The 12,599-nt window shown below is 59.3% G+C and carries 17 protein-coding genes and 1 other RNA gene; 11 read left to right on the plus strand and 7 right to left on the minus strand.

The features are described from left to right. Both ACLB1Z_RS17805 and ACLB1Z_RS17810 read right to left on the minus strand, forming a co-directional pair. A complete protein-coding gene (locus ACLB1Z_RS17805; RefSeq protein WP_409561044.1) occupies positions 1–795 on the minus strand; it encodes a thymidylate synthase in 795 nt (264 codons plus the stop codon). Positions 796–827: 32 nt separating this feature from the next. Further along, the gene (locus ACLB1Z_RS17810) at positions 828–1,586 is read right to left on the minus strand and encodes a CPBP family intramembrane glutamic endopeptidase (protein WP_409561045.1); all 759 of its coding nucleotides are present in this window, start codon (positions 1,584–1,586) and stop codon (positions 828–830) included. A 149-nt stretch (positions 1,587–1,735) separates the two neighbouring features. Between ACLB1Z_RS17810 and ssrA the strand changes: the two genes are divergently transcribed. Both ssrA and ACLB1Z_RS17820 read left to right on the plus strand, forming a co-directional pair. Continuing rightward, positions 1,736–2,172, plus strand: a transfer-messenger RNA (tmRNA) gene (ssrA, locus tag ACLB1Z_RS17815). A gap of 104 nt (positions 2,173–2,276) precedes the next feature. Further along, positions 2,277–2,939 carry an SspB family protein gene (locus ACLB1Z_RS17820; RefSeq protein ID WP_409561046.1) on the plus strand — a complete coding sequence of 221 codons (663 nt, stop codon included), beginning with the start codon at positions 2,277–2,279 and terminating at the stop codon, positions 2,937–2,939. Between the two features lie 106 nt (positions 2,940–3,045). Here ACLB1Z_RS17820 and ACLB1Z_RS17825 read toward each other — a convergent pair whose 3' ends face one another. Next, the gene (locus ACLB1Z_RS17825) at positions 3,046–4,512 is read right to left on the minus strand and encodes an ArnT family glycosyltransferase (RefSeq protein WP_409561047.1); all 1,467 of its coding nucleotides are present in this window, start codon (positions 4,510–4,512) and stop codon (positions 3,046–3,048) included. Between the two features lie 245 nt (positions 4,513–4,757). Here ACLB1Z_RS17825 and ACLB1Z_RS17830 point away from each other — a divergent pair, with 245 nt between their 5' ends. The 3 genes from ACLB1Z_RS17830 to ACLB1Z_RS17840 are packed head-to-tail and all read left to right on the plus strand — an operon-like array spanning position 4,758 to position 5,745. Then, the gene (locus ACLB1Z_RS17830; protein ID WP_409561048.1) at positions 4,758–5,081 is read left to right on the plus strand and encodes an ArsR/SmtB family transcription factor; all 324 of its coding nucleotides are present in this window, start codon (positions 4,758–4,760) and stop codon (positions 5,079–5,081) included. Next, positions 5,078–5,299 carry a hypothetical protein gene (locus tag ACLB1Z_RS17835; protein ID WP_409561049.1) on the plus strand — a complete coding sequence of 74 codons (222 nt, stop codon included), beginning with the start codon at positions 5,078–5,080 and terminating at the stop codon, positions 5,297–5,299. The genes ACLB1Z_RS17830 and ACLB1Z_RS17835 overlap by 4 nt, the downstream gene beginning before the upstream one ends. A gap of 35 nt (positions 5,300–5,334) precedes the next feature. Continuing rightward, positions 5,335–5,745 (plus strand): SRPBCC domain-containing protein, encoded by a 411-nt coding sequence (locus ACLB1Z_RS17840; protein WP_409561050.1) that lies wholly within the window; start codon positions 5,335–5,337, stop codon positions 5,743–5,745. 38 nt (positions 5,746–5,783) lie between these two features. Here the strand turns inward: ACLB1Z_RS17840 and ACLB1Z_RS17845 are convergent, their stop codons facing one another. Beyond that, entirely contained in the window at positions 5,784–6,173 is a 390-nt protein-coding gene (locus tag ACLB1Z_RS17845; RefSeq protein WP_409561051.1) for a GFA family protein, read from the minus strand. Between the two features lie 152 nt (positions 6,174–6,325). On the opposite strand from ACLB1Z_RS17845, the gene fumC reads away from it, so the two are divergent. The 3 genes from fumC (at position 6,326) to ACLB1Z_RS17860 (ending at position 8,375) form a co-directional block, all read left to right on the plus strand. Further along, the gene (gene fumC / locus ACLB1Z_RS17850; RefSeq protein ID WP_409563301.1) at positions 6,326–7,717 is read left to right on the plus strand and encodes a class II fumarate hydratase; all 1,392 of its coding nucleotides are present in this window, start codon (positions 6,326–6,328) and stop codon (positions 7,715–7,717) included. 200 nt (positions 7,718–7,917) lie between these two features. Continuing rightward, positions 7,918–8,145 carry a DUF4169 family protein gene (locus ACLB1Z_RS17855; RefSeq protein ID WP_013949504.1) on the plus strand — a complete coding sequence of 76 codons (228 nt, stop codon included), beginning with the start codon at positions 7,918–7,920 and terminating at the stop codon, positions 8,143–8,145. Next, positions 8,145–8,375: a ribbon-helix-helix domain-containing protein gene (locus ACLB1Z_RS17860; protein WP_409561052.1), complete on the plus strand. Its 231-nt coding sequence runs from the start codon at positions 8,145–8,147 to the stop codon at positions 8,373–8,375. Before ACLB1Z_RS17855 ends, ACLB1Z_RS17860 begins: the two co-directional genes overlap by 1 nt. Positions 8,376–8,384: 9 nt before the next feature. Here the strand turns inward: ACLB1Z_RS17860 and ACLB1Z_RS17865 are convergent, their stop codons facing one another. Together ACLB1Z_RS17865 and ACLB1Z_RS17870 are read right to left on the minus strand one after the other, a co-directional pair. Further along, positions 8,385–8,636: a hypothetical protein gene (locus ACLB1Z_RS17865; protein WP_409561053.1), complete on the minus strand. Its 252-nt coding sequence runs from the start codon at positions 8,634–8,636 to the stop codon at positions 8,385–8,387. Between the two features lie 105 nt (positions 8,637–8,741). Further along, the gene (locus tag ACLB1Z_RS17870) at positions 8,742–9,197 is read right to left on the minus strand and encodes a hypothetical protein (protein ID WP_013949507.1); all 456 of its coding nucleotides are present in this window, start codon (positions 9,195–9,197) and stop codon (positions 8,742–8,744) included. Between the two features lie 420 nt (positions 9,198–9,617). On the opposite strand from ACLB1Z_RS17870, the gene ACLB1Z_RS17875 reads away from it, so the two are divergent. From ACLB1Z_RS17875 to infA, 3 genes are all read left to right on the plus strand, one after another. Next, positions 9,618–10,070: a YcbK family protein gene (locus tag ACLB1Z_RS17875; RefSeq protein WP_409561054.1), complete on the plus strand. Its 453-nt coding sequence runs from the start codon at positions 9,618–9,620 to the stop codon at positions 10,068–10,070. Positions 10,071–10,365: 295 nt separating this feature from the next. Further along, the gene (locus tag ACLB1Z_RS17880) at positions 10,366–10,572 is read left to right on the plus strand and encodes a cold-shock protein (protein WP_013214405.1); all 207 of its coding nucleotides are present in this window, start codon (positions 10,366–10,368) and stop codon (positions 10,570–10,572) included. Between the two features lie 89 nt (positions 10,573–10,661). After that, positions 10,662–10,955 (plus strand): translation initiation factor IF-1, encoded by a 294-nt coding sequence (gene infA / locus ACLB1Z_RS17885; RefSeq protein ID WP_013949510.1) that lies wholly within the window; start codon positions 10,662–10,664, stop codon positions 10,953–10,955. Between the two features lie 69 nt (positions 10,956–11,024). Here the strand turns inward: infA and ACLB1Z_RS17890 are convergent, their stop codons facing one another. Then, positions 11,025–12,317 (minus strand): NTP/NDP exchange transporter, encoded by a 1,293-nt coding sequence (locus ACLB1Z_RS17890; RefSeq protein WP_409561055.1) that lies wholly within the window; start codon positions 12,315–12,317, stop codon positions 11,025–11,027. Positions 12,318–12,599: the final 282 nt, after the last annotated feature.

Here is a 12,599-nt window from a genome sequence, read left to right on the forward strand (position 1 = left end):
TTAAACCGCGACGGGCGCTTTGATGTGGGGGTGCGGGTCGTAGCCCGACAGCGTGAAGTCTTCGTATTTGAAATCGAAGATCGAGGTGACGTCCGGGTTGATCGTCATCGTCGGCAGCGGGCGCGGTTCACGCGAAAGCTGCAGGTCGGCCTGTTCGAGATGATTGAGATAAAGGTGCGCATCGCCGAACGTGTGCACGAACTCGCCCGGCTTCAGCCCGGTCACCTGCGCCATCATCATCGTCAGCAGCGCGTAGCTCGCGATGTTGAAAGGCACGCCTAAGAAAATATCGGCCGAACGCTGATAAAGCTGGCACGAGAGCTTGCCGTCGGCGACGTAAAACTGGAACAGGCAGTGGCACGGCGCGAGCGCCATCTTCGAGAGGTCGCCGGGGTTCCAGGCCGTCACGATGATGCGGCGCGAATCCGGATTGCGCTTCAGATCAGACACGGCGTTCGCGATCTGGTCGATGGTCGAGCCGTCGGCGGCTTCCCAGCTTCGCCATTGCTTGCCGTAGACCGGACCGAGATTGCCCTCCGAGTCTGCCCACTCGTCCCAGATGCTGACGCCATATTCCTTCAGATACTGTGTGTTCGTCGCGCCGGCGAGGAACCATAGCAGCTCGACGATGATCGACTTCGTATGCAGCTTCTTGGTCGTGACGAGCGGAAAGCCCTCGGCCAGATCGAAGCGCATCTGATGACCGAAGACGGACAGCGTGCCGGTGCCGGTGCGGTCAGTCTTTTCGGTACCGTGGTCGCGCACGCGGCGCAGAAGATCGAGGTATTGCTGCATGGGGTCAGACTTATGCGATTCTGAGACGACCTTCAGCCCGTAGTCAGCGCACTATCGGGCGCCAAGACCATAAGCAGAATGATCAATGAGTTGTAGCACCCATGGCAGACCATCGGGGTCAGCAGGCTGCCGGTGCGCTCGCGCAGCCATGCCAGGTAAAGACCGATGAGCGTGATCGCGCCGAGACCGTAAAGCGAATAGTTGGCGTGGAGGGAGGCCCACGCGACCGCTGTAATGACCATCGCCCCCGCGAAGCCTAGCGGCGATTGCCGCAGCGCGCCGTAGATCAGGCCACGAAACAGCAATTCTTCCGCCAACGGTGCGCCAATGCCGGCGGCCAGCAGGATGAGCCACCAGGTCCGAGACTTCATCATCTCGGAAAACGGCTGCAAATCGTGGCGCAACGCATCCGGGTTGAACACGAAGACGAGCGAGGCGAAGCAGGTCGCCAGTGAGACTAGGGCAATGACGGCGAGAAAAAGCGTCCAGATTCCGCCGCGCGGCATGGCAAAGCTCAACGCGCTGGCGCCCGTCGTCCGGCGTCCGTAGGCGTTGACCATCAGGACCGAGGCGACCGTCACCACCTGGAAGGCGAACAGCGAAGACGCGACGCGGCCGGTCAGCAGCGCCTCAAGCTCGCCTGCGGCAAATGCGCGAGGCTCATGAATTTGAGCCCAGACGTCGAACAGCCAGGCTGCTCCATACCCGGCTCCGGTGGCCAGGACGATGATCGCGACAGCCAGAACGGCCGTGACGACCACACCTTTCCAGGTCTGAATTATGTTTTCCACGGGGGATTATCTGCTTCTTTCCGGCGGCGGTCGCATCGAAACACCCACGCAAATACGGCCTCCGGGGGGTCCGCCTGAGCCGGTTGATCGTCACCCAGCCGTCACAGCGGGTAACAGGTTTTCAGGGCGAGCGAAACTAGGTCACCGAAACGCTTTTTTTCGTAAGCATTGCCCCCTATATTCAATGGTGCTGGCTCTGCCAGCTATGGCGATAAACGCGGTCGTAATAAGCCGATCGGACCCGGGGGCGGTACCCGGCGCCTCCACCATTTACGCTGGGCCTTGCGACTCCCCTTCCGGGGAGCCGGCCGCAAGGCCCGGTGATCTCGTTGGGTTTCCCGGCGAGCACCGGCCGTAAGGCCCAGCTGTTATGGGGGCGAAATAGGATCGACGAAGGTGTAAAGGACTTAGCTTTTGCCCGGCATGATACCACCGTTATCGGGTCATACAGAATAGTTGCCAATGACAACTATGCTGAGGCCGCTCTCGCTGCGTAATGCAGCGCGACTAGCCTGAACTTGAAGCCCTTGCCCCTAGCAGGGTAAGGCGCGGTCCGGAGGGCACCGGGCAACAGAAGCCCTCCACCTTTCCGCCTGTGCGCCGAGGTAAACTTGACGGCGCGGGCTTGACGGGACGGGAAATCTGATTTCAGAGGTCAGATGGAATTCAAGTAGGATCGAAGGCTGAGGCATGGCATCGGGGCCGTCCATAGATTACGGGAAATTGCAGCAGGAGGCGATGCGCGGGGTCGTGCGCGCCGTTCTGCAACGGGTCGTCAAGACGGGACTCCCCGGCGACCACCACTTTTATATTTCCTTCCTAACGCAGGCTCCGGGCGTGATCCTGTCGAAGCGGCTCAAGGAAAAATATCCGACCGAGATGACGATCGTCCTCCAGCATCGCTTCTGGGACCTGATCGTTTCCGACGAACGATTCGAAGTGAAGCTGACGTTCGATGGCATTCCGGAACGTCTCGTCGTGCCGTTCGCGGCGATCAAGGTCTTCATCGATCCGAGCGTACGCTACGGCCTGCAGTTCGATGAAGAAACGAACGAGCAGGAGGCTGCCTCTTCGCCTCGCGCCATCGACGCAACTTACGATGACGCGAGCACCGAAGCGCCGCGTCCGAAGAAGCCGCGCGCACCGCGCAAGCCCCGCGCCGCCGAAAAGGATGCGCAAAACGTCTCTACGCTGACGGCAGTCGAACCGGTGGAAGTGCTGCCGCCCAATCCGGAGCCTGCAGCGCGCGCCGGAGAAAACCTGCCGGGCGACGGCGACGAAGATGCGGCGGATAAACAGCCCGAAAGCGGCGGCGCAAAAATTCTGAGCTTGGATCAGTTCAGGAAGAAGTGAGCCGTCTTTGACGGCCGCTCTCGATTATCGTTCGAAACGAGCAAACCGCAGCCGATAAGAGCATCGGATTGATGCTCCCATTTCGTCGGTCGATGCCGGCTTCTTGCTAGTTCAATCGAAGCAACGCGAAGTGGTTAAACGCGAGAACCGATGTCATTAGTCCGTGGCTTCGAGCGAGCATGGCGCGCGCATCAGTCTCCGGCGCGACAAGCCAAGCCGGTCTCGTAATCTTTGCTATTTGATTGGGCGTTATCGTCATCACCGGGACGTGCACATACGGAAGTTCGTTCAAGGCCACATGCCAGCCCGTTCGATAGACTGGGCCTGGCGCTTCCTTCACGAGCGTTGCGATTTTCGCGCCGTCGACTTCTGAACGAATATATCCCGGCGTCAGGAACACGTCGCTCATCGAGTGGTAAATCGCGTATCCCAACAGAGCGGCGACGAGCACACCGGCTGTCGCAACGAACGGCGCCATTCGTTTCGACAAGGCATCAAATGCAACGCCCCCAAGAACGCACAAGGGTAGCACCGCAGGCAAGATGTAACGCGGGTTAACTTCGGCCGGCCAGAACAGAACAACCAAAGTGCACGTCAGACCATAGCAGCTGACAGCAAGGATGAAGTGCCGGCGAGGTTTCGTTTCCATAGCGCTGAAGTCGGCAAACGGAAGAGCCGCCGCCAGCATTGCAGCCGGCAAACATTCAAAAAAGAAATCGGCGCCGTTCGCAAACGGGTGAGGCCACACAACGCCGTTGGACGAAAGCCGCGTGTAGCGCAGCCATTCGCCTTGATCTCCGGCGACGAAAACATGGGCATACCACAACGCAGTTGGAACCGTTGCGATAAAGCCGGCGAGGATGAGGCCAGGAAGTTGACGCCACCCTGAGGTCAACGAGAGAAAGACGAAGATACCGAGAAAGAAATATGCCGTCGGTTGCGGACCCTTCATAAGGGCGGCGATCGCTAAGATAGCTCCAATGATAATCCAGCGACCGACCGTTAGCCGGTCGGCGACATATGCATTCCACCACACCAGAAAAGCGCCAAACAATAATACCGCTAGCGGAAGGTCCGCCACGGACGTCACGTAGTATCTCATGACAAGCGGGCAGGCCAAAAACAGCAGGGCCCCAAAGCCTGCAGCTTCAGGACTGGCATTCGGTCGTACTGCGCGCCAGATCAGAACGGTGCCCGCGACGAGGGAAAGCACCACGGGCAGACGCGCGATAAACGGGAACACCTGGCCAAACGGCATACTCAGCGCGGCAATAACCCAGGACAGTAGCATAGGCCGCTCTATCCAGCGCAGATTGTACATATGCTGATTAAACCAATTCCCGTCATCCAAGGCGCTTTGAGCCACGGTGACAGTTAGTCCTTCGACGTAGTGATATCCGTGAAGGAGCGCTTGCGGCACGGAGACGATGAGCGCCAGGGCGATGATGAGGGCTATCGCATCGCTGCGATGGGCTAGCAGTTTGAATATTCTCTTTGAATGCTGAGCGAGAAGCGGAAGACGCAGCGCGCGCCAACCTTTGGCTTGGGCCAACCCGACGATTTCGTCTGACATGCTTTTTGAATTGCCCCGAGACGGTTTTGCAAAATGACGCCAGGAGGAATTGCCGTTCCTGGCGGCAAAATCAGGTCATCGGTCATACGATCCTGTAACACGACACGTGTTCCGCGTACGCACTGGCTTGCGCAACCTCTCTCTCATCTTCTCATGTCATTGATCACTCCTCCTCCTTTGGCGCTTGACTGATACATAACTAGTCAGATATGTATTTATTCATAGCCAATAGGTTATGGATTGCGATGCAGGGCACTCACGACATTCTTTTTCGCACACTCGCCGATCCCACACGGCGCGCCATTTTCGAGCGCCTGTGCCGTAATGGAGAGCAAACAGTCAGTGTGCTGACGGCGCAAGCTGGGATTTCGCAGCCAGCCGTTTCGAAACATCTCGGCATCTTGAAAGATGCCGGGCTCGTGCGCGACCGGCATGAAGGCCGGCAGACGCACTACAGCGCAAAGGTCGGCGCGCTTGCTCCGCTCATCGACTGGACGAGCCAGATGACCGGCTTCTGGCAGAGCCGTTTTGATCAACTCGAAGACCTGCTGAAGAGGATGGACCAATGACTCTCAACATGTGGGTTCGGCAAATTCACCGCTGGCTGTCGATTGCATTCACTCTGACGGTCATCGCCAATTTCGTTGTGCGGATTTGGGGCGAGCCTCCGGCGTGGATTACTTATTCGCCATTGCCACCGCTCTTTTTGCTGCTGTTTAGCGGACTCTACATGTTCGCTCTGCCTTACATGGCGAAATCACGCCGGAGGGCCAATGCCCTTCAATGACACGCATCGCAACGAAGAAAATGAGAGGACGCCCCATGAAGCAGACTGCGAGCGAAACGCTGTCCGTCGTCATCGAGCGCGATATTCCCTATCCGGCGGAAAAGATCTGGAGGGCGCTGACGCAGCCGCATCTAATCGAAGAGTGGCTGATGCAGAACGACTTCGTGCCGGTGGTCGATCATCGCTTCAATCTTCGCGCCGATTGGGGCGCCGTCGATTGCAAGGTTCTGGTCGTCGACCCGAATACTTCGTTGTCGTACACCTGGGCAGCTTACGGTCTTGAGAGCGTCGTGACGTGGACGCTTACGCCGACGGCTACGGGGACGCGTCTGCGCATGGAGCAGTCTGGCTTCCGGCCGGATCAGCAGCAGGCGTATCAAGGCGCGAAGTTCGGCTGGTCGAAGTTCTTCGACAATCTCGACAGCGTGCTCGCGAAAACAAAATAGCGCCAATCTGATGATACCTTCCGGCCGCGTCGCCGCCGCTAGAACCACATATCGCGGATGCAGCGTCCGTCGCGCGGAAGGTCATCGAAACTCACAAGACCATCGAAGTGATCGATCGGGATCGCGGCGATTGCGTCAGGCTCGGTGAGGCGAAGGTTTACGGCGATGCGGCGGCGGCCGTCTTCCTGGGCGAAACATGCGCGCCAATAGGCCACGCATCCACACTCGGGACAGAAGTGGAATTCGAGGGCCTTGCCGCGGGCGTAATCTTTCGTCTGGCCCGAGACGCGGATGCGCTCATTTTCGAAGTCGTAGGCCCAAAGTACACCGTAGCGGCGGCAGACCGTACAATTGCAGGCGGTGGCATCCTGCGGGACGCCGTCGAACGTCCAGCGCACAGCGCCGCAGTGACAGGATCCTTCCAGCATTCCGCTATTCTCCCTGGCGGCTCGACTTACGGGAAAAGCGACGAATGGAGAAGTTAACCCCGTAGTCGCATTCGAAACAACTCGACAAAGCGGCTTCCATGCGCGACGAAGCACGCATTTTCCGGCATCCGAACGAAGAATGGACCGATCTCATGACCAAGACGCGCATTGAAACCGACACCTTCGGGCCCATCGACGTTGCTGCGGACCGATATTGGGGTGCGCAGGCCCAGCGCAGTCTCGGCAATTTCAAGATCGGCTGGGAAAGGCAGCCGGCCCCGATCGTCCGTGCGCTCGGCATCGTCAAGCGCGCTGCAGCCGAGACGAACATGGCGCTCGGCCGGCTCGACCAAAAAATCGGCGACGCTATAGTCAAGGCGGCGCAGGAAGTCATCGACGGCAAGCTCGACCAGCACTTTCCTCTCGTCGTCTGGCAGACGGGCTCTGGCACGCAGTCGAACATGAACGCCAACGAGGTGATCTCGAACCGCGCCATCGAAATGCTCGGCGGCGAGATGGGCTCGAAGAAGCCGGTGCATCCGAACGACCACGTCAATATGAGCCAGTCGTCGAACGACACCTATCCGACTGCGATGCATATCGCGTGCTCGGAAGAAGTCGTTAACCGGCTGATCCCGGCGCTCAAGAAGCTTCAAGGCGCGCTCGACGACAAGGCCAACGCGTGGGCGAAGATCATCAAGATCGGGCGTACACATACGCAGGATGCGACGCCGCTGACACTCGGTCAGGAATTCTCCGGTTATACCCAGCAGGTAGAAAACGGCATTGAGCGCATCGAGCAAACGTTGCCAAAGCTGATGGAGCTCGCGCAGGGCGGCACCGCCGTCGGCACCGGGCTCAATGCACCGAAGGGCTTCGCGGAAATGGTTGCGGAGCGGATTGCGACCATCACCGGCATGCCGTTCAAGTCGGCACCGAACAAATTCGAAGCGCTCGCCGCGCACGACGCTATGGTCTTCACGCACGGCGCGATCAACACGGTTGCGGCGTCCCTGTTCAAGATCGCAAACGATATCCGCCTACTCGGATCGGGTCCGCGCTCGGGTCTCGGCGAGTTGTCGCTACCTGAAAACGAGCCGGGCTCGTCGATCATGCCGGGCAAGGTTAACCCGACGCAATGCGAAGCGCTGACCCAAGTCTGCATTCAGATTTTCGGCAACAACGCCGCGATCTCGTTTGCCGGCAGCCAGGGTCATTTTGAACTCAACGTCTACAATCCGGTGATGGCGTACAACTTCCTGCAATCAGTCCGCCTGATGAGCGATGCAGCGGTATCGTTCACCGACAACTGCGTCGTCGGCATCGAACCGCGGGAAGACAACATCAAGGCGGGGCTCGAGCGCTCGTTAATGCTTGTGACGGCGCTCGCACCGAAGATCGGTTACGATAACGCGGCCAAGATCGCGAAAACCGCGCACAAAAAGGGCACGACGCTGCGCGAGGAAGCCGTCGGCGGCGGCTATGTAACAGACGAAGAGTTCGATGCCATCGTGCGTCCGGAAAAAATGATCGGACCGGAGTGACGATTTAAAATCGTTCTATCTGTGTGCGTCCGCTGAGGCACACCGGCGACGTCTCTGAACGAATGCTGAAACCGAAACGCGTTGCGACCGAACGGCACTCGCGCAATAAAATGTGCGCGAGTGTTTGACGACTTTGCGCAGGTGCTCCTAAAATAGCGCGAAGCCAGGATGCGATTTGCATCCCATGCGGAGAGCATTTTATGACCGCCGAGATCATCAATCTCAACAAGGTCCGTAAAGCCCGCGAGCGCGCCGACCGCGAACGGGAGGCGCACGAGAACCGGCTTAAGTACGGGCAATCGAAGGCTGAACGCAGTCTCGCCGATGCGCAGCAGCGCAAAACGCAAGGCGAACTCGACGGCGCGCGGCGCGACGATAACAGTCCGGCGGAAGATGCTGACGACTTCGATCCCAGCACCGCCTCGTAATGAGGCCTGAGAAGCGCTCGTTCTCGATCCAGGGCCACCGCACGTCGATTTCGCTGGAGAGCGCGTTCTGGGTCGCACTCAAGGAAGCCGCGGCGGAAGACGGTATGACGCTCGCAGGTCTCATCAATTCCATAGACAAAACGCGTGGTGAAGCCGGGCTTTCGAGCGCCGTGCGCGTTTGGTTGCTGGAGCGGCTCAAAGCGCGCGCGCAGCCATTGGCCGATCGCTAATGCACCTCATCAGCGTTGCTTTTGCAGGTGCTGGCGCTCGCGGAACTCGATGTCGGGAGGCCGTGACGAGCCGGTGTCGCACCACGGATTGCCATAATAACCAAAGCGGCCATTGATCGGCACGCAATCACGGTCAGCGCGGGACGCGGGCTTCTGCCAGCTATGCTTGGCTTTGGAGCGCGGCTTATGCGTCGCCTCTGCCGGTGATGAGACGGCAAAGGCTGCAACGGCAGAGGCTAGTGCAATCGATGATCTTCGCATGCCCGACCTCGCTTAAAATGCGCTGCTCACGTTACAAACGGGAGTCGCGCCGCTCCGGAGGTAAGCATTGGCGCGACGGATAAACAGCCGCCGCGCCGAAATTGCCTAGGGCAGTCTGCCCCAGCTGAAGAGGCCGTAAAACCACGCCGTGACCGCGCCGAATCCTGCCGACATGCACAGGATGGGCACGATCTGACTGACGTCACCCTCAAGCAGCGGCGAAGGTTTTCCGGCGAGGTACGGCACGACGATGAATGCGCCGATGAGTGCCGGACCGAAAAGGCCGAGGATGGCGCCGCGGATCGTCATCATGCCGATCGGCTTCCAACCCAGGAGAAAACCGAAGAGTGCGCCCCAAAGCCCGGCGGTGATGCCGTTGCCAATCATCCAAGGCAGCACAACCGAAGGAATAAGGAGGCTCGGCATCGGCCGAAGGCTCCAAGGCTCGGCATCCCACCCGGTCCAGTAGTGAACGAAAAACCAGCTGATCGCCTCTTGCACGGTCGCGGCGGCGATCACTCCCGCGATGAAGCCCAAACCCAAGCTCTTCAAGACATTCATGGCCGTGTCCCCCTTCCAGATGTCCCCTTTTTACGTGTGACGCTCCCCACACTGTCTTGCTACTCTGCTTGTTCGGCCAAATCCATTGTCCGATGCTCAAAATGCGGATTTCGGGCTGGCATTGTCCGCATGCGGCAACGGTTCCGGCCTCGGCGACGCGAACGGCCTCATTTTCGCCTATTCGCTACGGCTTTCAGTGCGCGCCGCACAAAAGGTGCCGCTTATCCACAGGATGGGCACCGCAATCTCGAATGAGATTTGAAACGGGGGCGGCGCGTCGGGGGGCTGGCGCTCGCGGTTCCCTGCTTATCCCAATCGCTTGGCCGTTCGAGCCTTGAGCTCGCCAGAGCCGCGTCGCACCGACGCGGAGCGGACCCCGATTGGGCTTTTTCCCATCAGTCAACCAAACGAGGACTTCCCATGCGTAAGGGAACGATTGCCGCGCTTTCTCTTGTACTTGCCGCCACAACGTCGGGTGTAGCCGACGCTAGGCCGGACAGCGACGACGGCGACCACTATCGAGATCGGGCCATGACGAGCCGCAAGATCGCGCGCGGCTCCGGTACATCGACTGCGTGTCTGACATCGGAGGCTCGCAACCTCCTCGCGCGTATCCGCGGACAGTTTGGCAACGTCCAGATCGTCTCCACCTGCCGGCCGGGCGCTCGCATTGCCGCTACGGGACGGCCGTCCCGTCATGCCTCGGGGCAGGCGATCGATTTCCGCGTGCCGGGCCGCAAGGCTGAGGTCGTGCGTTGGCTTATCGCCAACCACCGGAACGGGGGCGTCATGACCTACCGGGACATGGACCATATTCACGTCGACGTCGGGCCTCGGTTCGTGGCGCTCAATGCCGCCAGCGGGCGCAGCTAAAGGTTGAAGGCGGGAATATGGTTTCCCGCCTGATTTTCCTCCGGGCGCCGCATATGGTTTGCGAAGACGATCGGAAACGCCCCGCATTTCAAAGCTATTTTGATCTCGGAAGGGGGTGCCCGGAGGCTGCGACGATCTTGCCTTTCTCACAGGACCAAGGCATATAAGTCGCCGTCGAACACGCCTTGGCTTACTCTTACCAGCGCTACCGCCTGCCCTAAGACGTCTCCATCGCGCGATTTGATTAGCCTCCGGTGTTTAACCGGGGAATTTATGTTTGCTTTGGAGGCAATTGATGTCGAACGGGACTGTGAAGTGGTTCAATGGTCAGAAGGGCTATGGCTTCATTCAGCCGGAAGAAGGTGGGAACGATGTGTTCGTCCACATTTCCGCTGTTGAGCGTGCAGGCCTTCAGTCGCTCCGCGAAGGCCAGAAGATCTACTTCGAAACCGAGCGTGGACGTAACGGCAAAATCGCTGCTGTGAACCTGCGTCCGCTCTAAGGTTTTCGAAACCACTCCACTCATGCGGGGAGCAGCTCGTCTGCTCCCCGCTTTTCTTATTCTGAAAACAAACAACGTTCGGAGATCGAATGGCGAAAGAAGAGATGCTCGAGTTCGAAGGCGTGGTGGACGAAGTTCTGCCGGACGCCCGCTGCCGCGTGAAGCTCGACAATGGGCATGAAGTGATTGCCTACACATCCGGTCGCATGAAGAAGAACCGCATCCGCATTCTCGCTGGTGACCGCGTGACGGTCGAGATGACGCCTTACGACTTGACCAAGGGCCGCATCAATTTCCGTCACAAGGACGGACGCCCGCCGATGGGCGATGCTTCTGGCGCCTCGCGCACGAGTGGCGGACCTCCGCGCCGCGGCGGACGCTAATCAAGACCAACGGCTGCACCGTCATCACGGCGACGCAGCGTCTATCTACTGACGGCCCCGAAGCGCTGCTCAGGCGCGAGTGACGATCTCGGAGGCCCGTCTTTTGTGATCTGCGCCGAGGCGCTGCGCGATCCACAACCAAGCGGCGGCAAGCGGAACGGCGACGGCGCCCATTGCGCCTCCGGCAAAGCCAAGGCCTCCGCCGAGCAACGCATAGAGCCAGCCTGATGCTGCGTCGCCGCCGCGAAACACAACGGTGTCGATGAAATTCTGCACCTTGTATTTCTCGTCCGGGCTCGCGAGCGTGTAGATCAGCTTGATCGCGGGGTTGGCGAGCGCGAACGCCACGATGCGCTCGGCGACCATGACGGCGGCGACGATGCCGAGCGCAGCATCGAACGACAACATCAGCACACCGATCGCGCCGGTCACCGGCAATGCGAGCAACGCCGCCGTCACGCCAAAGCGTTTCAGAATGCGTGCCGTGCCAAACACTTCGATCAGGAACGTCACGATGCTGACGACAAGATCGCGGCCGGAGAAAAATAGAACGCGGTCGGCGTTGCTCGAGATCGACGTTGCCACGAGGCGCGCCTGCTCCAGATAGAAGAACGTACCGATGACGTTCGCGATGAAAATGAAAAGCGCGATGCGAGCGAACATCGGCGTCGTGAAGACCTTGATGGCGCCGTCGAGAATGCCGCCGCCAGCGGGCTCGGTTTCACCACCCGTCGCTTCCGGCGGTTTGATACGGCGCAACAGCAGGCTCGCGATCATCGCGGCCAACAGCAAGACCGCCGAAACGAGCATCAGATCGACGGGCGCGAAAATGCGCACGAGCCCTTGCGTAATGAGAGGACCGGCCAGCGCGCCTGCGGTGCCACCGGCTGAAATGAAGCCGTAAAGCCGCTTCGCCGCGTCGTGCGACCAGAGCTCCGACATCAAGCTCCAGAACAGCGACACGACGAAAAGATTGAAGACACTGCCCCATACGAAAAACGTTCCCAGCGCCGCGTGATGTTCCGGTGCCGCTCTCAGCACCAGCCAGAAGGCAACCAGATTGGCGACGAAGAATGCATAGATCGCGGGCAGCACGTAGCGGCGCGGAAAGCGGGCAGCGATAAAGCCAAAGAGCGGCACCAGCGCCAGCATCACGAAGAAGACGATGGTAAAAAGCTGGTGGAGCGAATCCTTACCTAAGGCGACGCCGATTTCATCGCGCACCGGGCGGATGACATAATAGGCGGACAGCAACGCGAAAAACATCGCGAAGGACGCGAGAAGTGCCGCCACCTCGTCAGGCCGAACATTAACGAAACGGCGCAACCACAGCCGCGGCGACCCAGACTGTTCTGTTAGCATTGTTCCCCGCGGTACCGACGATGGTACGGTCTTTGCTTAAAACGGAACAATCAATCAAGGGCGCGCGTCTTTATGATGGTGCACCGCAATCGTGAAGCACCAAGTGTACCCTTTATGCACGGGGTGCTTAATCGTTAGGCTCATGAACTATTTCTAGATTGTGACGATGTGTAATCGTTCTATACTTATGCAATGCAGCAACAACGCGCTGCACTGCGACGTGGTCGAAGCCCCCAAAGACCATATAAAACAAAGGGTTGGGATTGATATGAACTATTACGC

Origin of the sequence: Hyphomicrobium sp. MC8b (assembly GCF_905067615.1) — a bacterium.
Taxonomy (GTDB): Bacteria; Pseudomonadota; Alphaproteobacteria; order Rhizobiales; family Hyphomicrobiaceae; genus Hyphomicrobium_B.

Excerpts from the sequence above, each read along its gene's own strand:
- ACLB1Z_RS17805 (WP_409561044.1), bottom strand. The coding sequence starts at position 795 with ATGCAGCAATACCTCGATCTTCTGCGCCGCGTGCGCGACCACGGTACC.
- ACLB1Z_RS17820 (WP_409561046.1), top strand. The coding sequence starts at position 2,277 with ATGGCATCGGGGCCGTCCATAGATTACGGGAAATTGCAGCAGGAGGCG.
- ACLB1Z_RS17825 (WP_409561047.1), bottom strand. The coding sequence starts at position 4,512 with ATGTCAGACGAAATCGTCGGGTTGGCCCAAGCCAAAGGTTGGCGCGCG.
- ACLB1Z_RS17830 (WP_409561048.1), top strand. The coding sequence starts at position 4,758 with ATGCAGGGCACTCACGACATTCTTTTTCGCACACTCGCCGATCCCACA.
- ACLB1Z_RS17835 (WP_409561049.1), top strand. The coding sequence starts at position 5,078 with ATGACTCTCAACATGTGGGTTCGGCAAATTCACCGCTGGCTGTCGATT.
- ACLB1Z_RS17840 (WP_409561050.1), top strand. The coding sequence starts at position 5,335 with ATGAAGCAGACTGCGAGCGAAACGCTGTCCGTCGTCATCGAGCGCGAT.
- ACLB1Z_RS17845 (WP_409561051.1), bottom strand. The coding sequence starts at position 6,173 with ATGCTGGAAGGATCCTGTCACTGCGGCGCTGTGCGCTGGACGTTCGAC.
- fumC (WP_409563301.1), top strand. The coding sequence starts at position 6,326 with ATGACCAAGACGCGCATTGAAACCGACACCTTCGGGCCCATCGACGTT.
- ACLB1Z_RS17855 (WP_013949504.1), top strand. The coding sequence starts at position 7,918 with ATGACCGCCGAGATCATCAATCTCAACAAGGTCCGTAAAGCCCGCGAG.
- ACLB1Z_RS17860 (WP_409561052.1), top strand. The coding sequence starts at position 8,145 with ATGAGGCCTGAGAAGCGCTCGTTCTCGATCCAGGGCCACCGCACGTCG.
- ACLB1Z_RS17865 (WP_409561053.1), bottom strand. The coding sequence starts at position 8,636 with ATGCGAAGATCATCGATTGCACTAGCCTCTGCCGTTGCAGCCTTTGCC.
- ACLB1Z_RS17870 (WP_013949507.1), bottom strand. The coding sequence starts at position 9,197 with ATGAATGTCTTGAAGAGCTTGGGTTTGGGCTTCATCGCGGGAGTGATC.
- ACLB1Z_RS17875 (WP_409561054.1), top strand. The coding sequence starts at position 9,618 with ATGCGTAAGGGAACGATTGCCGCGCTTTCTCTTGTACTTGCCGCCACA.
- ACLB1Z_RS17880 (WP_013214405.1), top strand. The coding sequence starts at position 10,366 with ATGTCGAACGGGACTGTGAAGTGGTTCAATGGTCAGAAGGGCTATGGC.
- infA (WP_013949510.1), top strand. The coding sequence starts at position 10,662 with ATGGCGAAAGAAGAGATGCTCGAGTTCGAAGGCGTGGTGGACGAAGTT.
- ACLB1Z_RS17890 (WP_409561055.1), bottom strand. The coding sequence starts at position 12,317 with ATGCTAACAGAACAGTCTGGGTCGCCGCGGCTGTGGTTGCGCCGTTTC.